A 23,194-nucleotide genomic window follows, 5' to 3' on the forward strand; every position below is an offset into this window, starting at 1 on the left:
AAAACGGTTGATATCAAAAAGCAGGGCCGCAAAGCGGCCCTAGGGATATTACGAGCAATCGGTCACTCGATCTGCCCGTGGCAATGCTTGAACTTCTTGCCCGAGCCACACCAGCACGGCTCGTTGCGACCCAGCTTCTGCTCGTTACGTACGGGCGCAGTGGCCACCGCCACTTCGGCACCCTCCTCGCTCAGCGCGCTCTCCAGGCCAGGCGCGGCGGCATGCTGGAATTGCATGCGACGGGCCAGTTCCTCGGCCTCGCGGCGCAGGCGGGCTTCTTCCTCGATCGGGTCTTCGCGGCGGACCTGAACGTGGGACAGCACGCGAATGGTGTCGCGCTTGATCGACTCCAGCAGTTCCTGGAACAGGGTGAACGACTCGCGCTTGTACTCCTGCTTCGGGTTCTTCTGCGCATAACCGCGCAGGTGGATGCCGTGCCGCAGGTGGTCCATGGTCGACAGGTGGTCTTTCCACAGGTCGTCCAGCACACGCAGCAGGATCTGCTTCTCGAAGGTACGCAGAGCATCTTCGCCGGCCTGGTCTTCCTTCTCGTTGTAGGCGGTGGTGATCTCGGCCAGCAGCTTCTCGCGCAGAGTCTCCTCGTAGAGGTGATCGTCCTCGTCGAGCCACTGCTGGATCGGCAGCTTGATCCCGAAGTCGCTGGCCAGCGAGGCTTCCAGGCCGGCCACGTCCCATTGCTCGGGCAGCGACTGCGGCGGGATGTGCTGGCTGATGGTGGCATCGAGCACTTCGTTGCGGAATTCGGTAATGGTATCGCCGATGTTCTGCGCCGCCAGCAGGCTGTTGCGCATGTGGTAGATCACCTTGCGCTGCTCGTTGGCGACATCGTCGTATTCAAGCAGTTGCTTGCGGATGTCGAAGTTGCGGCCCTCGACCTTGCGCTGGGCTTTCTCGATGGCGTTGGTAACCATGCGGTGCTCGATGGCCTCGCCGGACTGCATGCCCAGGGCCTTCATGAAGTTCTTCACCCGGTCGGAGGCGAAGATACGCATCAGGCTGTCTTCCAGCGACAGGTAGAAGCGGCTGGAGCCGGCGTCGCCCTGACGGCCGGAACGGCCGCGCAGCTGGTTGTCGATACGGCGCGATTCGTGGCGCTCGGAGGCGATCACGTGCAGACCACCGGCCTCGAGGACCTGCTGGTGACGCTTCTGCCAGTCAGCCTTGATCTGCGCGATCTGCTCGGCAGTCGGGTTGTCCAGGGCGGCGACTTCGGCCTCCCAGTTACCGCCCAGCAGGATGTCGGTACCGCGGCCGGCCATGTTGGTGGCGATGGTCAGCGAGCCTGGCGCACCGGCCTGGGCGATGATCTCGGCTTCTTTCTCGTGGTACTTGGCGTTGAGCACCTTGTGGTCGATACCTTCCTTCTTCAGGAGGTTCGACATGTGCTCGGAGGTCTCGATGGTGGCAGTACCGACCAGCACCGGACGGCCCTTGGTCATGCTTTCCTTGATGTCCGCGATGATCGCCGCGTACTTCTCGTCGGCGGTCAGGTACACCAGGTCGTTGAAGTCCTTGCGCGCCAACGGCCGGTTTGGCGGGATGACCATCACGTTGAGGCTGTAGATCTGGGCGAACTCGAACGCTTCGGTGTCGGCGGTACCGGTCATGCCGGACAGCTTGTTGTAGAGGCGGAAGTAGTTCTGGAAAGTGGTCGAGGCCAGGGTCTGGCTCTCGGCCTGGATATTCAGGTTTTCCTTCGCTTCGATGGCCTGGTGCAGGCCCTCGGACAGGCGACGGCCCGGCATGGTACGGCCGGTGTGCTCGTCGATCAGCAGGATCTGGCCTTCCTGGACGATGTATTCGACGTTGCGGTGGAACAGCTTGTGCGCACGCAGGCCAGCATAGACGTGGGTCAGCAGGCTCAGGTTGTGCGCCGAGTACAGGCTCTCGCCCTCGGCCAGCAGGCCGGCCTGGGTGAGCATTTCCTCGATGAACTGGTGGCCGGCCTCGTTGAGTTCGACCTGGCGGGCCTTCTCGTCGATGCTGTAGTGGCCTTCCTGGGTGACCTGGCCTTCGACTTCCTCGATATGCTGGGTCAGGCGTGGGATCAGGCGGTTGATCTCGATGTACAGCTTGGAGCTGTCCTCGGCCTGGCCGGAGATGATCAGCGGAGTACGCGCTTCGTCGATGAGGATCGAGTCGACTTCGTCGATTACTGCGAAATTCAGTTCACGCTGGTACTTCTCTTCCTGGCTGAAGGCCATGTTGTCGCGCAGGTAGTCGAAGCCGAATTCGTTGTTGGTGCCGTAGGTGATATCGGCGGCATAGGCGGCGCGCTTTTCTTCCGGTGGCTGGAATGCGGAGACGATGCCGACCGAGCAACCGAGGAATTCGTACAGCGGGCGCATCCAGTTGGCGTCGCGGCGGGCCAGGTAGTCGTTCACCGTGACCACGTGCACGCCCTTGCCGGACAAGGCATTGAGGTAGACGGCCAGGGTACCGACCAAGGTCTTGCCTTCACCGGTACGCATCTCTGCGATCATGCCCTCGTGCAGGGTCATGCCACCGATCAACTGCACATCGAAGTGACGCATGCCCATGACGCGCTTGCCAGCCTCACGCGCCACGGCGAAGGCTTCGGGCAACAGTTGGTCGAGTGTCTCGCCTTTGGCCAGGCGCTCTTTGAACTCTACGGTCTTGGCCCGCAGTTGTTCATCGGAGAGGGCCACCATCTTCTCTTCGAAGGCATTGACGATATTCACCGTCTTGAGCATGCGTTTCACTTCACGCTCGTTCTTGCTTCCAAAAAGTTTCTTTAACAAAGGCGCAAACATATCGGCAGGATCTTCCACACTTAGGGATGGAGGGCGGCCCCGTGAGTCGCCCGTGCAGCCCTTGGGCCGCATGCGAACGAGCATTCTACCCGGAAACGATGGTGAGGAAAGTAGCGGATTTCCGCGATACTGGCACAGCGCTTTTACGGGGCGGTTCTAACATAGGGACATTTTTCAACACTTCAAGGTTCTGCAACATGAAACCTGATTGCTCAGACCCGAAAGTGCAGGCGCCAGCATCTGCTAGACTGCCGATCTTGTAACCTCTTACGTATCCCCATGGCCTATAAACCGCCTTCCGCCCAGCCCCCCTCTACCTTGTTGCGCCAGGCCCGCCCGCTACGCCTGCTGCTCAACCAGGCAGAGCGCCTGGCCCATCTGCAACGCCTGCTGGAAAGCCAGTTGCAGCCGGCTGCGCGAGCGCACTGTCACCTCGCCTCCTGGCGCGATGGCACCTTGCTACTGGTGGTTACCGACGGCCATTGGGCCACCCGCCTGCGCTACCAGCAGAAGCGCCTGCAGCGCCAACTGCAAGACCTGGAGGCATTCGCCAACCTGCAACGCATCCAGTTCAAGGTTCAGCCCCCGGTGGCACCGCCCAAACCCTTGAGCAACAGCACCGCACTTTCGCAGAACGCCGCCGAAAACCTGCGCGACACCGCCGAAGGCATCACCGACCCTAAGCTGCGCGCAGCCTTGGAGCGCCTGGCCAGCCATGCGCAACGCGCAAGCAAAAAAACCGAGCCATAAAAAAGGCCACCCGAAGGTGGCCTCAATTGAACTAGAGAGTGTTCGAACTTACACGGCCGCAACAGGGCGCATGTACGAGATCGGTGCCGTGCTGGCATCTTCGAAAGTGACCACTTCCCAAGCGTCTTTCTCGGCAATCAGCTTGCGCAGCAACTGGTTGTTCAGCGCGTGTCCGGACTTGTAGCCCTTGAACTCGCCGATCAGGCTGTTGCCCAGCAGGTAGAGGTCGCCGATGGCATCGAGGATCTTGTGCTTGACGAATTCGTCTTCGTAACGAAGACCATCTTCGTTGAGCACGCCGTCCTCATCGACCACGATGGCGTTCTCGACACTGCCACCCAACGCAAGGTTGTGCTTGCGCAGGTACTCGATGTCACGCATGAAGCCGAAGGTACGGGCGCGGCTGACTTCCTTCACGAACGAGGTGCTGGAGAAGTCGACGCTGGCGCTTTGGGTCCGGTTGCGCAGAACCGGGTGATCGAAGTCGATCTCGAAGCTCACCTTGAACCCTTCGAATGGCATGAAGGTGGCGCGCTTGTCGCCCTCCTCCACGGTCACTTCGCGCAGGATGCGGATGAACTTCTTGGGCGCGTCCTGTTCTTCCAGGCCGGCGGACTGAATCAGGAATACGAAGGGACCGGCGCTGCCATCCATGATCGGCACTTCCGAGGCGGAGAGCTCGACGTAGGCGTTATCGATGCCCAGGCCCGCCATGGCGGAGAGCAGGTGCTCGACCGTATCGACCTTGATGTCACCGTTGACCAGCGTCGTCGACATGGTGGTTTCGCCGACGTTGGCCGCGCGTGCCGGGATCTCGACGACAGGGTCGAGGTCGGCGCGGCGGAAGACGATGCCGGTGTCGATAGGCGCAGGCTTGAGGGTCAGGTAGACCTTCTCGCCCGAGTGCAGGCCGACACCTGTGGCACGGATGGTATTCTTCAGGGTGCGTTGTCTAATCATGGCATTGGCCGCTTCAGCGCAAATTGCGAACAGGTATCAACAAAGGCTGAGAATGATATCAGACCCGGCCTTTGCTGAACACCAATCACCCTTATACCCCTGATAAATTCCATTAATCGGCCTGGCGACGCAGGAAGGCCGGGATATCCAGGTAATCCAAGTCGTCCTGAGGGTTGAGCTTGGCGGCTGCCGCGGCACCCGCGTGGGCCTGGTTGCGCATCACGGTCGGACGCTCCAGGTCACGGTAGTTGACGGCAGACTGCTCCTGGCGAACCGGGGCCGGGTTCGACGCCTCGTAGGCCGCGTGAGCGGTCTGCAGGGTGTTGTCGACGACCTTGACCGGCTTCTCGATGCGCGCACCCAGGCCAGTGGCGACCACGGTAACGTGCAGCTCGTCGCGCATGTCGGGGTCGATGACGGTACCGACCTTGACCATGGCGTGGTCGGAGGCGAAGGCCTCGATGATGCTACCCACGTCGGAGTATTCGCCCAGGGACAGGTCGGGGCCGGCGGTGATGTTCACCAGGATGCCGCGCGCGCCCTGCAGGTTGACGTCTTCCAGCAGCGGGTTGCGGATCGCTGCCTCGGTGGCTTCGCGAGCACGGTTCGGGCCACTGGCGCAGCCGGTGCCCATCATTGCCATGCCCATCTCGCCCATCACGGTACGCACGTCGGCGAAGTCGACGTTGATCATGCCCGGACGCTTGATGATGTCGGAGATACCGCGCACGGCACCGGCCAGTACATCGTCAGCCTTGGCGAAGGCGGACAGCAGGCTGGCATCCTTGCCCAGGATGGTCAGCAGCTTCTCGTTGGGGATGGTGATCAGCGAGTCGACGCTTTCGGCCAGCATGCGGATGCCTTCGTCAGCGATCTGCATGCGCTTGCGGCCTTCGAACGGGAACGGACGGGTCACTACCGCAACGGTGAGGATGCCCATTTCCTTGGCCACTTCAGCGATGATCGGCGCCGCACCGGTACCGGTACCGCCACCCATGCCGGTGGTGATGAACACCATGTTGGTGCCTTGCAGCACTTCGGCGATGCGCTCGCGGTCTTCCAGGGCAGCCTGGCGGCCGACTTCCGGATTGGCACCAGCGCCCAGGCCCTTGGTCACGCCGGTACCCAGTTGCAGGATGGTGCGCGCGCCGATGTTCTTCAGCGCCTGGGCATCGGTGTTGGCGCAGATGAATTCCACGCCTTCGATGTTGCTCTTGACCATGTGGTTGACGGCGTTGCCGCCACCACCGCCGACGCCGATCACCTTGATGACCGGGCTTTGCGGGACGTTGTCTACGAGTTCGAACATTTTCCCTCTCCTTACTGTTCTCTAGTTTTTGCGCCTACCACTACTGCTTTGAAACTTAGAAGTTGCCTTGGACCCAGCGCTTGAAGCGCTCAAGCACGGGGGCCTTAGGTTCATCGCCATAGCTGTTGTTGCTGCTGTTGCCGGTCAGGGGCAAGTCCTCGGTCTGCTTTTGCAGCCCGTAGGTGAGCAAGCCCACGCCCGTTGAATAGATCGGGTTGCGCACCACGTCGCTCAGGCCCCGAACGCTGTGCGGCACGCCGAGGCGTACCGGCATGTGGAAGATTTCCTCGGCCAGTTCCACGGCGCCTTCCATCTTCGAGGTGCCGCCGGTGAGGACGATGCCAGCGGGCACCAGGTCTTCGTAGCCGCTGCGACGCAGCTCGGCCTGGATCAGGGTGAAGAGCTCGTCGTAACGCGGCTCCACCACTTCGGCCAGGGCCTGGCGCGACAGTTCGCGCGGCGGACGGTCGCCCACGCTCGGCACCTTGATGGTCTCGCCAGCGCCGGCCAGCTTGGCCAGGGCGCAGGCGTAGCGGATCTTGATTTCCTCGGCGTACTGGGTCGGGGTACGCAGCGCCATGGCGATGTCGTTGGTGACCTGGTCGCCGGCGATCGGGATCACTGCGGTATGGCGAATGGCGCCCTCGGTGAAGATGGCGATGTCGGTGGTACCGCCGCCGATGTCCACCAGGCACACGCCCAGTTCCTTCTCGTCATCGGTCAGCACCGAGTAGGCCGAAGCCAGCTGCTCGAGGATGATGTCGTCGATTTCCAAGCCGCAGCGGCGCACGCACTTCTCGATGTTCTGCGCCGCGTTCACCGCGCAGGTCACCACGTGCACCTTGGCTTCCAGGCGCACGCCCGACATGCCCAGGGGTTCGCGCACGCCTTCCTGGTTGTCGATCACGTAGTCCTGCGGCAGGGTGTGCAGTACGCGCTGGTCGGCCGGAATGGCCACGGCCTGGGCCGCGTCGAGCACGCGCTCGAGGTCGGCAAGGCTGACCTCGCGGTCGCGGATCGCGACGATGCCGTGGGAGTTCAGGCTGCGGATGTGGTTGCCGGCCACGCCGACGAACGCCGAGTGAATGCGGCAGCCAGCCATCAGCTGGGCTTCTTCCACCGCGCGCTGGATCGACTGCACCGTCGACTCGATGTTCACCACCACGCCCTTCTTCAGGCCGCGGGAGGGGTGGGTGCCGATACCGACGATCTCCAGGGTGCCGTCTTCGGCCACTTCGCCGACCAGCGCCACCACCTTGGAGGTGCCGATATCCAGCCCGACGATCATTTTTCCGCTATGCGCGTTTGCCATGGTCCTGCCTCTCTCTAATTCTTCGCAACGGCGGGTTGGGCCGTCGTCGGTGCAATCGGTTCCCGCCAACCAACGGCCAATCCGTTGGCGTAACGCAGATCGATGCGGGCGATGTTGGTGATCTGCTCTTTGAGTGTCTTGTCGTAAATGGCAATGAACCGGCGCATCTTCTCCACCAGATGGTCGCGCCCCAACAGCAGTTCGATGCCTGGACCGGCACTACCGGCACCGGTGGTCAGGAACCAGCTGCCACGCTCGCGCAGCTCCAGGCGAGCGATGGAAAAGCCCATGGGGCGCAGCATCTGGCTCAATACCTGGTACTGCTGCATGACTTTTTGCTGAGCGCGCTGCGGCCCGAACAGCTGCGGCAGGTGCTCATAGTTGGCCAGCTCACGCGGGGTGAACGCCTGGCCCTGGTTATTGAGCAGCGCTTCGTCGCCCCAACGCGCTACCGGCAGTTGCTCCTCGAGGCGGATCACCACCTCGTCGGGCCACACCCGACGTACTTCGGCGTGGGCGATCCACGGCATCTGCTCAAGCTCGGTGCGCATCGCCGGCAGATCGACGCTGAAGAAGCTCGCCGCCACGTAGGGTGCAATACGCTGCTGCACGGCCTGCTGGCTGATGTAGCTGAGGTCGCCCTGCACGGCGATCTTGGTGATCGGCCGGTCGGCATAGGGCATCAGGCGCACCGCGCCTTCGTACGCGCCGAAACCGGCAGCGACCAGCAGCACCGGCCAGAGCAGGCGCTTGAACGCACTGAAATTGGCCTTGGGCAGGCGCGCCGACATTGGCTCCTTGGCCACCAGTCGGCTGGCACCACGGGGCACCGGCTTGCTACGGCCGGGTGCCACGGGTTGCTGATGACGTAACATCGCGCCTGGCATGACGATTAACCTCGCGTCTCGACACTGGCAGCCAGGATCGCCAGCACCAATTGCTGGAAGTCCAGGCCCGCCGCTCGGGCCGCCATGGGCACCAGGCTATGGTCGGTCATGCCCGGTGCGGTGTTGACTTCGAGCAGCCAGAAACGCCCCTGCTCGTCCTGCATGACATCCAGCCGCCCCCAGCCTTCAATGCCAACGGCATCGCAGGCACGCGCGGTCAGGTCGATCAGTTCCTGCTCCTTGTCGGCACTCAGCCCGCACGGGATGCGGTACTGGGTATCGTTGGCGATGTACTTGGCGTCGTAGTCGTAGAACACGTGCGGGGTACCCAAGGCGATCGGCGGCAGCACCTGGCCACGCAGCACGGCGATGGTGAACTCCGGGCCGTGGATCCACTGCTCGACCAACACCTGCGAGTCATAGCGGGCGGCGTCCTTCCAGGCAGCGACCAGTTCTTCGGCGCTGTTCACCTTGGCCATGCCGATGCTCGAACCTTCATGAGCCGGTTTGACGATCAGCGGGAAGCCCAGTTCCTTGGCAGCCTCGAGGCAATCCTGCTCGCTGGCCAGCACAGCGTGGTGCGGCGTGGGAATGCCTAAGCTCTTCCACACCTGCTTGGTGCGCAGCTTGTCCATGGCCAGGGCCGAAGCGAGGATGCCACTGCCGGTGTAGGGAATGCCCAGGCACTCCAGCAGGCCTTGCATGCTGCCGTCTTCGCCGCCACGGCCATGAAGGATGATGAAGGCGCGGTCGATGGTTTCGCGTTGCAGGGTATCGAGCAGGTCGTCGCCCACATCTATCGGCAGCACGTCGACACCCGACGAGGTCAGCGCTTCGATCACCGCCGCGCCGGATTTCAGCGACACCTCGCGCTCAGCGCTCTTGCCGCCATAGAGCACAGCGACGCGACCGAAGGCTTTCGGGTCGAGGGTCGAGTGCAGCTTGTCGTAGGCGTTAGTCACAGCGGTTTCTCCTGCTTGGCGACGGCGCCAGCGAACAACGGGCTTTTCATCAGTTGCGGGGCCAAGCCACCGACATCACCGGCACCCTGGCACAGCAGGATGTCGCCGGCGCGTAGCAGCGGCTGGACCAACGGCGCGAGTTCAGCGCCACGTTCGATGTAGATCGGGTCCAGCTTGCCGCGCTGGCGGATGCTGTGACACAGCTGGCGGCTGTCGGCACCGGGGATCGGCTCTTCACCGGCCGGGTAGACCTCCATCAGCAACAGCACGTTGGCATCGCCGAGCACCTGCACGAAGTCGTCGTAAAGGTCGCGGGTACGGCTGTAGCGGTGCGGCTGATAAACGATGACCAGGCGGCGGCTCGGCCAGCCACCGCGCACGGCCTTGATGACTGCCGCCACTTCGGTGGGGTGGTGACCATAGTCATCCACCAGCATCACGCTGCCGCCGTCTACCGGCAGCTCGCCATACACCTGGAAGCGACGGCCCACGCCCTGGAAGCCGGACAGGCCCTGGACGATGGCTTCGTCGGTGATGCCCTCGTCAGTGGCGATGGCAATGGTGGCCAAGGCATTGAGCACGTTGTGGTTGCCCGGCATGTTGACCGACACCTCGAGCGGCTCGCAGTCGCGGCGCAGTACGGTGAAGTGGGTCTGCATGCCTTGCTGGCGCACGTTGATGGCGCGGATATCGGCCTCTTCGCTGAAACCGTAGGTGACGGTCTGGCGCTGGACCTGCGGCAGGATCTCGCGCACCACCGGGTCGTCCAGGCACATCACCGCCAGGCCATAGAACGGCAGGTTGTGCAGGAACTCGACGAAGGTCTTCTTCAGCTTGTTGAAGTCACCCTCGTAGGTTGCCATGTGGTCGGCGTCGATATTGGTGACCACGGCCACCATCGGCTGCAGGTGCAGGAAGCTGGCATCGCTTTCGTCGGCTTCGGCGATCAGGTAGCGGCTAGTGCCGAGCTGGGCATTGGTGCCCGCTGCGGTCAGGCGGCCGCCGATGACGAAGGTCGGGTCCAGGCCGCCAGCGGCGAATACCGAGGCCAGCAGGCTGGTGGTGGTGGTCTTGCCGTGGGTACCGGCCACGGCAATGCCATGGCGGTAGCGCATCAGCTCGGCCAGCATCTCGGCACGCGGGACCACCGGGATACGGCGCTCCAGTGCAGTGGCGACCTCCGGGTTGGCCGGGTTGATGGCGCTGGACACCACCAGCACGTCGGCGTTGGCGGCGTTCTCGGCGCGGTGGCCGATGAAGATCTCGGCGCCGAACGACTCGAGGCGCTGGGTGACCGGCGAAGCCTTGAGGTCGGAACCGGACACTTCATAGCCCAGGTTCAGCAGCACTTCGGCAATACCGCACATGCCCACGCCGCCGATACCGACGAAGTGGATGCGGCGAATGCGGCCCATCTTGGGGTGCGGCATGGCTTTCTGGCTTTCAACCATGGGCCACCTCCAGGCAGATATCGACCACGGTGCTGGTTGCAGCAGGCTTGGCCAGGCGGCGTGCAGTGCCGGCCATGATGTTGAGTTTCTCGGGTTGCATCAGCACCTCGTTCAGGCGTTCAGCGAGCTGCGCTGCGCCAGTTGTCGCTTGTGGCATCAGGAAGGCGGCGCCTTCACGAGCCAGATATTGGGCGTTGTGGGTCTGGTGGTCGTCGATGGCGTGGGGCAAGGGCACCAGCATCGAGGGCAGGCCCGCCGCCGCGAGTTCGCTGACGGTCAGGGCACCGGCCCGGCACACCACCATGTCGGCCCAGCCATAGGCGTGGGCCATGTCCTTGATGAAGGGCTCTACCTGAGCCTCGATCCCGGCCTCGCGATAACGCTCGGCGGTGATCGGCGCATGCTGCTTGCCAGCCTGGTGGAAGACTTCCGGTCGCAGGTCGTCGGGCACCTCGGACAGGGCCTTAGGCAGCAATTTGTTCAATGGTTCCGCACCCAGGCTACCGCCGAGCACCAAAAGACGGGCGCGGCGTTGAAGCAAAGGTGCGCGCGCAGCCTCCAGGAACAACTCCGGACGCACCGGGTTGCCGGTGGTGCGCCGCTTGTCGCTGCTCGTGAAGGTGTCGGGGAAAGCTTCGCAGACGCGTGCTGCCAGCGGTACCAGCAGACGATTGGCAGTACCCGCGCGGGCGTTCTGTTCGTGGATCACCAGTGGCACGCCGCAAAGGCGCGCCGCCACACCGCCAGGGCCGGTGACATAGCCACCGAAGCCCAATACGCATACCGGCTTGAGCTGGCGAATGATGCGCCGCGCCTGGAGCACGGCCTTGACCAGGGTGAACGGCGCCTTGAGCAGCGACAGTTTGCCCTTGCCGCGCAGCCCGGTGACCTGGATCAGGTGCAGTGGCAGCCCGGCCTGGGGCACCAGTTCGTTCTCGATGCCACGTGGGGTGCCCAGCCAATGCACGCTGTAGCCGCGGGCCTGGAACTCGCGGGCGCAGGCCAGCGCCGGGAACACGTGGCCCCCGGTGCCGCCAGCCATGATCAGGATGTTCTTGCCGTCAGCGGCCATGATGCGGCTCCTCGGCAAAATCACTTTCTTTGAATTCGTGTTCCTCGCTGCCCAGGTGCGTGCGGCTTTCCCACTCGATCCTGAGCAACAGCCCCACACAGGCACAGCAGATCACCAATGAGCTGCCGCCGTAGCTGAGGAATGGCAGGGTCAGGCCCTTGGTCGGCAGCAGGCCGACGTTCACCCCGATATTGATGAGGAACTGGCCGATCCACAGGAAGGCCAGGCCAAAGGCCATGTAGGCCGCGAAGAACTGCTTGGCCTTCTCGGCCCACAGGCCGATGTACAAGGCGCGGATGGTGACGAACATGAACAGCGCCACGGTGCACAGCGAACCGATCACGCCCAGTTCCTCGGCCAGGACCGAGAACACGAAGTCGGTGTGCGCTTCAGGCAAGTAGAACTGCTTCTGCACGCTGTTGCCCAGGCCTACGCCCAGCCATTCGCCGCGGCCGAAGGCGATCAGCGCCTGGGTCAGCTGGTAGCCGGAGCCAAATTGATCGGACCAGGGGTCGGTGAAGGTGATAAGCCGCGCCATCCGGTAGGGTTGCGCCTGCACCAGCACGAACACCGCGACCACCGCCAGCGCCACCATCAGGCTGAAGCGGAACAAACCGACGCCGCCCAGGAACAGCATGGCCGCCGCAGCGCCCATCATAACGACAGTGGCGCCGAAGTCCGGCTCCATCAGCAACAGGCCGGCCATCGGCAGCAGCACGATGAACGGCTTGAAGAAGCCCATCCAGCTCTCGCGCACTTCGGTCTGGCGACGCACCAGGTACCCGGCGAGGTAGATCACCACGAACACCTTGGCGATTTCCGAGGGCTGCACGTTGAAGAAGCTGAAGCCGATCCAGCGCATCGAACCGTTCACTTCCCGGCCAATGCCCGGCACCAGCACCAGCACCAGCAGGACGAAGGCGCCGATCAGCAGCATGAAGCCCATGCGCTGCCAGGTGGCGATCGGCACCATCATGGTGACGATACAAGCCCCCAGGCCCAGCGCCACGTAGATGAGGTGGCGGGTCATGTGGTACAGCGGGTTGCCCGATTGCACGGCGGCCACTTCCGAGGAGGCCGAGGTGATCATCACCAGGCCCAGGCCCAGCAGCGCGAGGCAGCCGACGAGCAGCGGGAAGTCGAGGTCGATGCCACGGCCACTGATCAGCGGCGACGGGTATGGCTTGATGATATTGAAGATCATGCCAAGCCCCCCGCTGCCTGGGCGAACAGGCGCCCGCGCTCTTCGAAGTTCTTGAACATGTCGAGGCTGGCGCAGGCCGGCGACAGCAGCACGGCGTCGCCGGGCTGAGCCAGTTCGGCACAACGTTGTACGGCCTCGTCGAGAGTCTTGACCCGCACCAGCGGCACAGCGTCGCCCAGGGTTTCGGCCAGGCGCTCGGCATCACGCCCCAGCAGCACCACTGCGCGGCAGTGTTCGCCCACTGGTTGGCGCAAGGCGGCGAAATCGGCACCCTTGCCATCACCGCCGGCAATCAGCACCAGCTTGCCGTCGATATCGGCACCCAGGCCTTCGATGGCCGCCAATGCGGCGCCAACGTTGGTGGCCTTGGAGTCGTCATACCAGTTCACGCCATTGCGCTCGCGGACCCATTGGCAGCGATGGGCCAGGCCTGCGAACGCGCGCAGGGCCTCGAGCATCGGCTCGAATGGCAGGCCGACGGCATGCCCCAAGGCCAGCGCGGCCAGGGCGTTGCTGTAGTTGTGGGCGCCGCGAATTTTCAGCTCGCGCACCGGCATCAGCGTCTGGAACTCGTACGCCAGGTATTTTTCGCCATCGACTTCACGCAGGCCGAAGGCTTTGAAATCAGGGGCATTGAGGCCGAAGGTCCAGCACGGGCGACCTTCCACCGGCAGCGGCCGACTGAGGGCGTCCTGGCGGTTCACCACCACCTGGCGTGCGCCACGGAAGATGCGGTGCTTGGCCAGGTGATAGGCCGGCAGGCCGCTGTAGCGGTCCATGTGGTCTTCGCTGATGTTCAGCACCGTGGCCACTTCGGCGTTGAGCTGGTCGGTGGTCTCGAGCTGGAAGCTCGACAGCTCCATCACGTACAACTCGACCGCATCGTCCAGCAGATCCAGCGCAGGCGTGCCGAGATTACCGCCCACGGCCACACGCTTGCCGGCCTTGGCGGCCATTTCGCCCACCAGGGTGGTCACGGTGCTCTTGGCGTTGGAGCCGCTGATGGCCACGACCGGAGCCTTGGCATAACGGGCGAACAGATCGATGTCGCCAGACAGCTTCACACCGCGTGCGGCGGCCTGCTGCAAGGCCGGGGTGGCCAGGGCCAGGCCGGGGCTGACGTACAGCTCGTTGGCGCGGCACAAAAACTCAGGGTCGAGTTCGCCACAACGCACTTCCACCTGCGGGTATTCACGACGCAGGGTTTCCAGTTCCGGCGGCTGCTCACGGGTGTCGGCGACCGCAAAGGCAATGCCCCGGCTCGCCAGGAAGCGAACCAGGGACATGCCGCTCTTGCCGAGGCCGACAACGATGCGGAATTGGTCGGAAGCGATCAGTGACACGCTCGTTTACCTCAGTTTCAGGGTTGCCAGGCCGATCAGCACAAGAATCACGGTGATGATCCAGAAACGGACGATCACGCGTGGCTCAGGCCAGCCCTTGAGTTCAAAATGGTGATGAATCGGCGCCATGCGGAACACACGCTTGCCGGTGAGCTTGAACGACGCGACCTGAATCACCACCGACAGGGTTTCCACCACGAAGATGCCGCCCATGATGAACAGCACGATTTCCTGGCGGACGATGACCGCGATGGTGCCCAGCGCCGCACCCAGCGCCAGCGCACCGACGTCGCCCATGAACACCTGGGCCGGGTAGGTGTTGAACCACAGGAAGCCCAGGCCGGCACCGATCAGCGCGCCGCAGAACACGATCAGCTCGCCCGAGCCCGGCACATAGGGAATCAGCAGGTATTCGGCGAACTTCACGTTGCCCGACAGGTAGCAGAAGATGCCCAGCGCGCCGCCGACCATCACCGTCGGCATGATTGCCAGGCCGTCGAGGCCATCGGTGAGGTTGACCGCGTTGCTGGAACCGACGATGACGAAATAGGTGAGCACGATGAAACCTGCGCCCAGCGGAATGGTGAAGTCCTTGAGGAACGGCACGATCAGCGTAGTTTCGACGCTGGTTGGCGCACTCATATAAAGGAAGACTGCCGCACCCAGGCCAAACACCGACTGCCAGAAATACTTCCAGCGGCTCGGCAGGCCACGGGAGTTCTTCTCGATGACCTTGCGGTAGTCGTCGACCCAGCCGATCGCGCCGAACAACAGGGTGACGATCAGCACCACCCAGACATAACGGTTGGACAGGTCGGCCCACAGCAAGGTGCTGATACCGATGGCCGAGAGGATCAGCGCGCCACCCATGGTCGGCGTGCCGGACTTGGACAGGTGCGATTGCGGGCCGTCGTTACGCACGGCCTGGCCGATCTGGCGGATCTGCAGGGTACGAATCATCCACGGGCCCAACCACAGGGCCAGGGACAACGCGGTCAGCACCCCCAGGATCCCGCGCAGGGACAGGTACTGGAAGACCGCGAAGCCCTTGTAGAACTGTTGCAGGTACTCAGCCAACAGCAGCAGCATTAATGTTTCTCCCCGCTGGAACCGCACAGCGCGGCCACGACGTTTTCCATCGCAGCGCTGCGCGAGCCCTTGATCAAGATAGTGGTGTCGCCGGCGCTTTCGACGCGAACGGCATCGATAAGCTCGGCTTGAGTTGCGAAATGCTGGCCATTGGCGCCGAACGCCTTGACCGCATGCGCCATGTTGGTGCCCGTCGCATACAGGGCGTCAACCTTGCCCCGTGCGTACTCGCCCACCTGGCGATGGCCTTCCTCGGCCCATTGGCCAAGTTCGCCGATATCCCCGAGCACCAGGATGGTGCGACCGGAAAAGCCGGCGAGTATATCAATGGCCGCGCACATCGAGGTGGGATTTGCGTTGTAGGTATCGTCGATCACCCGCGCGCCACTGGGCGCCAGTTGAGCCACCGCACGGCCCTTGACCGGCTGCACCGCACCAAGGCCTGCGGCGATGCCCGGCAGGCTCACGCCCATGGCATGGGCGGCGGCGGCGGCGGCCAGGGCGTTGGCCACGTTGTGGGTGCCCAGCAGGTTCAGTTGCACCGTCACGCTGCCGTTGGGTGCGTGCAGGGTGAAGGATGGGCAGCCTCGAGCGTCGCGGCCGATGTCGCTGGCGTGGAAGTCGGCCTGGGTGTTGGTAAGGGCGAAGCTCAGCACCTGGTGTGCGCCTGCGCGCTTGTGCCAGATAGCGAACGCCTTGTCGTCCAGGTTGAGCACGGCGACGCCGCCCTCACCCAGGCCTTCGAGGATTTCGCCCTTGGCTTCGACAATCTTCTCTGGTCCGCCGAACTCACCGACATGGGCGGTACCGGCATTGTTGAGAATGACCACCTGCGGCTGAGTCAGGCCCACGGTGTAGCGAATTTCGCCGATGCGCGAAGCACCGAGTTCGATCACCGCAGCGCTGTGCTCGGAGGAAATCTCCAGCAGCGTGAGCGGCGCACCGAGGTCGTTGTTCAGGTTGCCGCGGGTCGCCAAAACCGGGCCACGGGTACGCAGGATGCTGGCCAGCAGCTCCTTGACCGTGGTCTTGCCGCTGGAGCCGGTAATGGCCGCGACCGGCTTGTCGTAGGCTGCGCGGTTCAGGGCACCGAGCTGGCCCAGCGCCAGACGGCTGTCGGCGACCACCAACTGCGGCAGGTCGACACCCTCGACTTCGCGCTCGACCAGGGCCGCGACCGCGCCCTTGGCTTTTACGTCGGCCAGGTAGTCGTGCCCATCGAAACGCGGCCCGGCCAAGGCAACGAACAATTGCCCGGCACCCACGCTGCGGCTATCGACGCTGACACCACTGAACGAGGCATCGGCCCCGACGTGGCGCGCGCCCAGTGCGGTGGTCAGTTGGCTGAGCGTCATGGGCTTAAGCATGTGGAGCCTCCCAGGCTGATAACGCCTTTTCGGCTTCGGTCAAATCGGAGAAGTCATGGCGTTGGCCATTGATTTCCTGGTAATCCTCGTGCCCCTTGCCCGCCAGCACGATGACGTCGTCAGCAGCGGCGCTGGCGATCAATTGCGCGATGGCCTCGCCACGACCGGCGACGAACGTCACTTCGGTGGGCTTGGCGAAACCGGGGCGAATGTCGTCGAAAATGCGCTGTGGGTCTTCGGTACGCGGGTTGTCGTCGGTGACCAGCACAGTGTCAGCCAGGCGTTCAGCCACTTCGGCCATCAGCGGGCGTTTGCCGCGATCACGGTCGCCGCCACAGCCGAACAGGCACAGCAGCTTGCCGTGGGCGTGCGGGCGCAGGGCCTCGAGCACTTTCTCCAGCGCATCCGGGGTGTGGGCGTAGTCGACCACCACCAGCGGCTGTTCACCGCCACCCAGGCGCTGCATGCGGCCCACCGGGCCTTGCAGACGCGGGGTGACCTCGAGGATCTCGTCCAGCGCATAGTCCAGCGCCAGCAGCGTGGCCACCGCCGCGAGCATGTTGCTCAAATTGAAGCGACCGAGCAGTTGGCTGCGCAGGGTGCGCTCACCTTGAGCGGTCACCAGCGTGGCGCGTACACCGTCGTCGCTAAACTGCGCCTCACGGCAGAACAAGGCAGCGTCAGCGTTCTCCAGGCTGTAGCTGAGCAGGCGGGTTTCCACATGATCGACGCTTGGACGACGGGCGAAGTCGGCAGCCAGGCGGCGGCCGAAATCGTCATCCAGGTTGACCACCTGGCAACGCAGGCTCGGCCAGGCGAACAGCTTGGCTTTTGCCGCCTCGTAGGCCTCCATGCTGCCGTGATAGTCGAGGTGATCGCGCGATAGATTGGTCATCACCGCGATGTCGAATTCCAGGGCGGCGACACGGCCCTGCTCCAGGGCATGGGAGGAAACCTCCATGGCCACGGCCTTGGCGCCAGCTTTCTTGAGGTCGTAGAGGGTCGACTGCACGGAAATCGGGTCAGGCGTCGTCAGGCGCCCGCTTTGCAGCTCGCCGTGGAAGCCGGTGCCCAGGGTGCCGATCAGGCCACAACGCTGGCCCAGCAGGTCGAGCGCCTGGGCAACCAGTTGGGTGACGCTGGTCTTGCCGTTGGTGCCCGTGACACCGACCAGGTTCAACTGGCGGCTCGGCTCGCCATAGAAGCGCCCGGCGATCTGCGACAGCTGGCCGACCAGGCCACGCACGGGAATGAGAGGCACGTCGGTCAGTGGCAGTACGCTGGCGCCCTGCTCTTCATAGGCGACGGCGGCAGCGCCGCGGGCGAGTGCATCGGCAATGTGATCGCGGCCATCGACCTTGGCCCCCGGCACGGCCAGGAACAGGTCACCCTGGCGCACCTGGCGGCTGTCGAGGGTCAACTCGCGAATCAGCGGATCGCGGCTGGCATGGGCGAAAAGCTTGCTCAATGGCATTGTCATCAACCACGCCCTCCTTTGGCGGGTGCTGCACTGACGGCTTGCTGCTCGGGCGCAGGAGCTGGCAGGTTGTCAGGCGGCACGTTCATCAGGCGCAGGGTGCCAGACATGACTTTGCTGAAGACTGGGGCCGAAACCAGGCCACCGAAGTAACCGCCCTTGCCCGGCTCGTCGATGACCACGACGATCGCGTAACGCGGGTCGCTCATCGGGCCGAAGCCGGCGAACAGTGAGCGGTAGGCGTTCTCGGTGTAGCCCTTGGAGCCGACCGTGGCCTTGCGCGCGGTGCCGGACTTGCCGGCCACGTGATAGAACGGTACCTGGGCACGGAACACACCGCGCGGCGCCTCGATCACCTGCTGCAGCATGACTTGAAGGGTTTCAGCGGTTTCCTTCGGAATAACCTGGTTGGATTCCGGGGCTTTGTCGAGTTTGAGAATCGACAGCGGCACCATCTTGCCGTCGTTGGCCAGGGCCGCGTAGGCGTGCACCAGTTGCAACGCGGTCACCGAAACGCCATAGCCGTAGGACAACGTAGCGGTCTCGGCCTTGCGCCACTCGCGGTGGTTCGGCAGGTTGCCGACGCGCTCGCCCGGGAAGCCCAGGCCAGTGTACTGCCCCAGGCCCAGCTGCGACATGACGCGGTAGATGGCCTCGCCGCCGATGTCGAAGGCGATCTTGCTCATGCCCACGTTACTGGAGTTGATCAGGATGCCGGTCAGGTCGAGCACCGGGCCTTCGCTCTTGGACACGTCCTTGATGGTGTAGCGACCGATTTGCAGGCTGCCGGGGTACACCTCGACCTTGTCGGTCGGCTTCCAGCGCCCGCTTTGCAGGGCAGCGCTCATCGACAGCGGCTTGACTGTGGAGCCTGGCTCGAACACGTCGATGATCGCCCGGTTACGCATGGCGGCCGGGAACATGCTGCGACGGTTGTTCGGGTTGTAGGTGGGCTGGTTGACCATGGCCAGCACTTCGCCGGTCTTGACGTCCATGATCACCAGGCTGCCGGCCTTGGCGTCCTGCTCGGCGATGGCGTTGCGCAGCTCGCGGGTGGCCAGGTATTGCAGGCGCAGGTCGATCGACAACGCCAAGGCCTTGCCGGCCTTGGCGTTCTTGGTGACCTGGATGTCCTTGATCAGCCGGCCGCGCCGGTCCTTGATGACCTGGCGCTTGCCGGGCACCCCGGCGAGCCATTCGTCATAGGCCAGTTCGACCCCTTCGCGGCCATGGTCGTCCAGGTCGGTGAAGCCGACCATGTGCGCTGTTACGTCACCTGCCGGGTAGAAGCGGCGGAACTCCTCGAGACCGTAGACACCCGGCACCTTGAGGTCGAGCACTTGCTGGCCCTGCTCCGGTGTGAGGCCGCGGACCAGGTAGATGAATTCCTTGCTGGCCTGCTGGGTCAGGCGCTCGCTCAGTTGCTGTGCGTCCTGCCCGAGCACCGCCGCCAGTTGCGGCCAGCGGTCCTTGTAGGCCTGCATTTCCTTGGGGTTGGCCCACAGGGTGGTGACAGGCGTACTCACGGCCAGGGGCTCGCCGTTGCGGTCGGTGATCAGGCCACGGTGCGCAGGAATAGAGATGTGTCGCAGGCTGCGGGCATCGCCCTGGCCTTTGAGGAAGTCGCGATCTACCACCTGCAGGTCGATGATGCGCCAGCAAATGGCACCCACCATCAGGACCAGCAGGCCAATGACCAGGCGGAAGCGCCAGGGGTAGAGAGCGCCTTCGAGCTTCATCATGGCGCCACCATCCGCACTTCATCGGCATTCGGCACGCGCATTTGCAGTTGGCCGGTGGCCAGGTTCTCGATGCGGCTGTGGGCAGTCCAGGTGCTCTGCTCGAGGATCAGGCGGCCCCATTCGGCCTGCGCCTTGTCACGCTCGCTGAGCTCGCCATAAAGGGTGTTGAGCAACTGACGATTCCAGTGGGCACTGTAGGACACGGCAATTGCCGAGCCCAGGACACCCACGAACAGCAGGAGCATCAGGAAGCTCCCGCCCGGAAGAGGCTTGGCGAACAAGCGGCTCACCGCAACTTCTCCGCCACCCGCATGACGGCGCTGCGCGCCCGCGGGTTGGCCTTGAGTTCTTCGTCGGAGGCGAACTGCGCCTTGCCGACAAGGCGGATCTTCGGCTCGAAGACCTTGTGCTGCACAGGCAGGTTACGTGGCAGGTTATCCGCCTCGCCTTTGACCAGCTTGCGCATGAACAGCTTGACGATACGGTCTTCGAGGGAGTGGAAGCTGATGACCACCAGGCGGCCGCCAACCTCGAGGGCATCCAATGCAGCCTCAAGACCCGTCTCGAGATCGCCCAGCTCGTTGTTCACGTGAATACGCAGGCCCTGGAAGGCACGGGTAGCCGGGTTCTTGCCCTTTTCCCAAGCGGGGTTCGCAACCTTGAGCACTTCGGCCAGGTCGCCCGTGCGGGTGAACGGCTGCTGTTCACGGCGCTGTACCACGGCACGGGCCATGCGCTTGGCGAAACGCTCTTCGCCGTACTCCTTGAAGACCCGGGCAATTTCTTCTTCCGGGGCATTGGCGATGAACTCGGCAGCACTCACGCCCTTGTCGGGGTTCATGCGCATGTCCAGCGGGCCATCGTTGAGGAAGCTGAAACCACGCTCCGGATCGTCGAGCTGCGGCGAGGAAACGCCCAGGTCGAGCAGCACGCCGGCAACCTTGCCGTGCAGGTCGCGCGCGTGCGCCTCGTCACCCATTTCGGCAAAGCTGCGCTGCACAATGACAAAGCGGCCGTCTTCGGCCGCCAGCGCTTGCCCTGTGGCAATCGCTTGAGGGTCCTTGTCGAACCCCAGCAGCCGCCCTTGCGGCCCAAGCTTACTGAGGATCAGCCGGCTGTGGCCGCCGCGCCCGAAGGTACCGTCCAGATAGCAACCGTCGGCGCGCAGGGCCAATGCCTCGACAGCTTCGTCGAGCAGCACGGTGATGTGGTTGAAGCCGCTATCTATCGTCACAGGATCAGGTCACGCAGTTCATCGGGCATGGCGCCCGGTTGTTGAATAGCTGCAAGGTCGGCTGCCGAAACCACGTTCCAGGCATCTTCATCCCACAGCTGGAATTTGTTCAGTTGCCCCACCAGCATCGCCTTCTTGTCGAGCTTGGCGTATTCGCGCAAACGCGGCGGCACCAGGAAGCGCCCGCTGCCATCGAGCTCCAGGTCCACCGCATTGCCGATCAACAGCCGCTGCAGGCGACGGTTTTCTTCACGCAGGGACGGCAGGGCACGCAACTTGGCTTCTATCTGCTCCCACTCATCGAGCGGGTAGACACACAAGCAGGGGTCGACAGCGTCGATGGTCACGATCAGCTGGCCGTTGCTACGCGAATCGAGCTCGTCACGGTACCGACTCGGCATGGCGAGTCTGCCCTTGGCATCGAGGCTGACGGCGTTGGCTCCGCGGAACACGACTGCGACTCCCACATTTTTCGGATTTTTGTGCCAGAAAACCCACTTCATCCCACTTTCTGCCACTTGCGCACACTATAGGAATCCGCCCGGCACACCGTCAAGGCGCGTTCATAAGGAAAACCCTTACAGGACCGAGATTTAGCGCAACAAAAGAAGGAGGAAGGATTACCCAGGGAGGAAAAACGGGAGAAAAGTCAAACGCATCCAGGCGGATAGCGACGACACTTAAAGTGATTTATTAAGAGTAAGAATTTTTTGATCTTACAAATCAGGATCTGCTATCGAAAAGCAGGAGGGGAAAGGAGGAGAGTCGATCTGTAAGCCGGGTTCTGTCGAGGACAGTCATTCCTCTACGACGGCCATCACTGGACGCCTTTAGCAACCTACCCGGTTCCGACGCGGGCCACGCCGTATGGAACCCTATTTGGTCTTGCTCCGAGTGGGGTTTACCTAGCCACGAACTGTTGCCAGCCGTGCGGTGCGCTCTTACCGCACCTTTTCACCCTTACCGGCACCGAAGTGCTTAGGCGGTTATTTTCTGTGGCACTTTCCGTAGGCTCACGCCTCCCAGGCATTACCTGGCACTCTGCCCTATGGAGCCCGGACTTTCCTCCCCCTTCTTTTGCGGAACAAAAGAAGGCAGCGACTGTCCAATCGACTCTCCGCCGACAAGGTTAACGGCAGAGAGGCCCAAGAACAAGCACGAACTCGCCGATGTCTCTAGGCCGTCACTGATTTTTCTGTTTATCCAGGGCAGCCTGGTACAGAAGATTCTTACGCACGCCGGTAATCTCCGCAGCCAGCGCCGCTGCCCGCTTGAGCGGCAACTCCGCCAGCAGCAGGTCGAGCACTCGCTGCGCTTCGGTGCTGATCGCCTGCTCGTCCTGCGGCGCACTCCAGCCCGCCACCAACACCACGCACTCACCCCGCTGCTGGTTGGTATCGGCTGCGACGAATGCGCGCAACTCGGCCAGCGGCAAGCCCTTGAGGGTTTCGAAGGTTTTGGTCAGCTCCCGCGCCAGCAGTGCTGGCCGCTCCCCACCGAATACCGCTTCCATGTCTTCCAGGCACTCGAGAATGCGGTGCGGCGCCTCATAGAAGATCAGGGTGCGCGGCTCTTCGCGAACCTGCTCCAGGCGCGCCTTGCGCCCGGCGCTCTTGGCCGGCAGGAAGCCCTCGAAGATGAAACGATCCGATGGCAGGCCCGCAGCGGACAACGCGGCGATCAGGGCGCACGCCCCCGGCACCGGCACCACCTTGACCCCGGCAGCACGCGCCTGGCGCACCAGGTGATAGCCAGGGTCGGAGATCAGCGGCGTCCCCGCATCGGACACCAGCGCCACATCATCACCGGCCAGCAACCGGGTAATGAAGCGCCCGCCCTCGTCGCGCTCGTTGTGCTCATGGCAAGCAGCCAAGGGCGTGTCGATGCCGAAATGTTGCAGCAGGCGCACCGAGTGGCGGGTGTCCTCGGCGGCGATCAAGGCCACATCGGCCAGAATCTTGAGCGCACGGGCGCTCATGTCATCGAGATTGCCAATGGGCGTGGCGACGACATAAAGCGTCCCCGCCATGGATTTCGAAGCCCCTGCAACATCTGTCACTGCGTACACCTGCCTTGCCGATCAAAGGCGTCATTGTAGCGCGAGCGTCCGCAACAAGGCGCAAACAACTTCACACGCCACCCCCGCGCTGCGACCTATAGTGAAGGATCCGCGTCAGCAAGATCGCGCCCCAGCCAGCGCTTGGGTACAATTGCCGACCAACTTGATCGAGTAACAGGAC

Annotated in this window: 19 protein-coding genes and 1 other RNA gene; 1 reads left to right on the top strand and 19 read right to left on the bottom strand. The window is 63.5% G+C overall.

Translation table 11 applies throughout. The features are described 5' to 3' along the window. Nucleotides 1-62: 62 nt before the first annotated feature. A complete protein-coding gene (gene secA, locus ACQKPE_RS06105; protein ID WP_427664108.1) occupies nt 63-2,795 on the bottom strand; it encodes a preprotein translocase subunit SecA in 2,733 nt (910 codons plus the stop codon). A 279-nt stretch (nt 2,796-3,074) separates the two neighbouring features. On the opposite strand from secA, the gene ACQKPE_RS06110 reads away from it, so the two are divergent. Next, nucleotides 3,075-3,545, top strand: a complete 471-nt coding sequence (locus ACQKPE_RS06110) for a DUF721 domain-containing protein (protein ID WP_427664110.1) — start codon at nt 3,075-3,077, stop codon at nt 3,543-3,545. Nucleotides 3,546-3,593: 48 nt separating this feature from the next. On the opposite strand, the gene lpxC is transcribed toward ACQKPE_RS06110, so the two are convergent. The 18 genes from lpxC to rsmI form a co-directional block, all read right to left on the bottom strand. Beyond that, nucleotides 3,594-4,505 (bottom strand): UDP-3-O-acyl-N-acetylglucosamine deacetylase, encoded by a 912-nt coding sequence (gene lpxC / locus ACQKPE_RS06115; protein ID WP_427664112.1) that lies wholly within the window; start codon nt 4,503-4,505, stop codon nt 3,594-3,596. Between the two features lie 112 nt (nt 4,506-4,617). Further along, nucleotides 4,618-5,814 (bottom strand): cell division protein FtsZ, encoded by a 1,197-nt coding sequence (gene ftsZ, locus ACQKPE_RS06120; protein WP_427664113.1) that lies wholly within the window; start codon nt 5,812-5,814, stop codon nt 4,618-4,620. Nucleotides 5,815-5,869: 55 nt separating this feature from the next. Then, nucleotides 5,870-7,126: a cell division protein FtsA gene (gene ftsA / locus ACQKPE_RS06125; RefSeq protein WP_427664115.1), complete on the bottom strand. Its 1,257-nt coding sequence runs from the start codon at nt 7,124-7,126 to the stop codon at nt 5,870-5,872. A 14-nt stretch (nt 7,127-7,140) separates the two neighbouring features. Next, complete coding sequence (locus ACQKPE_RS06130) at nt 7,141-8,013, bottom strand: cell division protein FtsQ/DivIB (protein ID WP_427664116.1); 873 nt, start codon at nt 8,011-8,013, stop codon at nt 7,141-7,143. A 5-nt stretch (nt 8,014-8,018) separates the two neighbouring features. Further along, on the bottom strand, nt 8,019-8,975 hold the full coding sequence (locus tag ACQKPE_RS06135; protein WP_427664117.1) for a D-alanine--D-alanine ligase: 957 nt from the start codon (nt 8,973-8,975) through the stop codon (nt 8,019-8,021). Beyond that, nucleotides 8,972-10,426, bottom strand: coding sequence for a UDP-N-acetylmuramate--L-alanine ligase (gene murC, locus ACQKPE_RS06140; protein ID WP_427664119.1), 1,455 nt, complete (start codon nt 10,424-10,426; stop codon nt 8,972-8,974). Before murC ends, ACQKPE_RS06135 begins: the two co-directional genes overlap by 4 nt. Then, a complete protein-coding gene (gene murG, locus ACQKPE_RS06145) occupies nt 10,419-11,498 on the bottom strand; it encodes an undecaprenyldiphospho-muramoylpentapeptide beta-N-acetylglucosaminyltransferase (protein ID WP_427664121.1) in 1,080 nt (359 codons plus the stop codon). The genes murC and murG overlap by 8 nt, the downstream gene beginning before the upstream one ends. Then, nucleotides 11,488-12,702 (bottom strand): putative lipid II flippase FtsW, encoded by a 1,215-nt coding sequence (gene ftsW, locus ACQKPE_RS06150; protein WP_427664123.1) that lies wholly within the window; start codon nt 12,700-12,702, stop codon nt 11,488-11,490. Before ftsW ends, murG begins: the two co-directional genes overlap by 11 nt. Then, nucleotides 12,699-14,045 (bottom strand): UDP-N-acetylmuramoyl-L-alanine--D-glutamate ligase, encoded by a 1,347-nt coding sequence (murD, locus tag ACQKPE_RS06155; protein WP_427664124.1) that lies wholly within the window; start codon nt 14,043-14,045, stop codon nt 12,699-12,701. The genes ftsW and murD overlap by 4 nt, the downstream gene beginning before the upstream one ends. Before the next feature lie 6 nt (nt 14,046-14,051). After that, the gene (mraY, locus tag ACQKPE_RS06160) at nt 14,052-15,134 is read right to left on the bottom strand and encodes a phospho-N-acetylmuramoyl-pentapeptide-transferase (protein ID WP_427664126.1); all 1,083 of its coding nucleotides are present in this window, start codon (nt 15,132-15,134) and stop codon (nt 14,052-14,054) included. After that, nucleotides 15,134-16,501, bottom strand: a complete 1,368-nt coding sequence (locus ACQKPE_RS06165; RefSeq protein ID WP_427664128.1) for a UDP-N-acetylmuramoyl-tripeptide--D-alanyl-D-alanine ligase — start codon at nt 16,499-16,501, stop codon at nt 15,134-15,136. The genes mraY and ACQKPE_RS06165 overlap by 1 nt, the downstream gene beginning before the upstream one ends. Next, a complete protein-coding gene (murE, locus tag ACQKPE_RS06170; RefSeq protein WP_427664129.1) occupies nt 16,494-17,981 on the bottom strand; it encodes a UDP-N-acetylmuramoyl-L-alanyl-D-glutamate--2,6-diaminopimelate ligase in 1,488 nt (495 codons plus the stop codon). Before murE ends, ACQKPE_RS06165 begins: the two co-directional genes overlap by 8 nt. Next, nucleotides 17,981-19,717 (bottom strand): peptidoglycan D,D-transpeptidase FtsI family protein, encoded by a 1,737-nt coding sequence (locus ACQKPE_RS06175; protein ID WP_427664155.1) that lies wholly within the window; start codon nt 19,715-19,717, stop codon nt 17,981-17,983. The genes murE and ACQKPE_RS06175 overlap by 1 nt, the downstream gene beginning before the upstream one ends. After that, entirely contained in the window at nt 19,717-20,010 is a 294-nt protein-coding gene (gene ftsL / locus ACQKPE_RS06180) for a cell division protein FtsL (RefSeq protein ID WP_427664131.1), read from the bottom strand. The genes ACQKPE_RS06175 and ftsL overlap by 1 nt, the downstream gene beginning before the upstream one ends. Then, entirely contained in the window at nt 20,007-20,954 is a 948-nt protein-coding gene (gene rsmH / locus ACQKPE_RS06185) for a 16S rRNA (cytosine(1402)-N(4))-methyltransferase RsmH (RefSeq protein ID WP_427664133.1), read from the bottom strand. Before rsmH ends, ftsL begins: the two co-directional genes overlap by 4 nt. Further along, a complete protein-coding gene (mraZ, locus tag ACQKPE_RS06190; RefSeq protein WP_375101128.1) occupies nt 20,951-21,406 on the bottom strand; it encodes a division/cell wall cluster transcriptional repressor MraZ in 456 nt (151 codons plus the stop codon). The genes rsmH and mraZ overlap by 4 nt, the downstream gene beginning before the upstream one ends. A 305-nt stretch (nt 21,407-21,711) precedes the next feature. Then, an RNA gene (gene rnpB / locus ACQKPE_RS06195) (RNase P RNA component class A) lies at nt 21,712-22,071 on the bottom strand. A 66-nt stretch (nt 22,072-22,137) separates the two neighbouring features. Further along, on the bottom strand, nt 22,138-22,983 hold the full coding sequence (rsmI, locus tag ACQKPE_RS06200; RefSeq protein ID WP_427664135.1) for a 16S rRNA (cytidine(1402)-2'-O)-methyltransferase: 846 nt from the start codon (nt 22,981-22,983) through the stop codon (nt 22,138-22,140). Nucleotides 22,984-23,194 lie beyond the last annotated feature (211 nt).

The organism is Pseudomonas sp. NPDC089554 (assembly GCF_050280645.1).
Taxonomy (GTDB): domain Bacteria; phylum Pseudomonadota; class Gammaproteobacteria; order Pseudomonadales; family Pseudomonadaceae; genus Aquipseudomonas.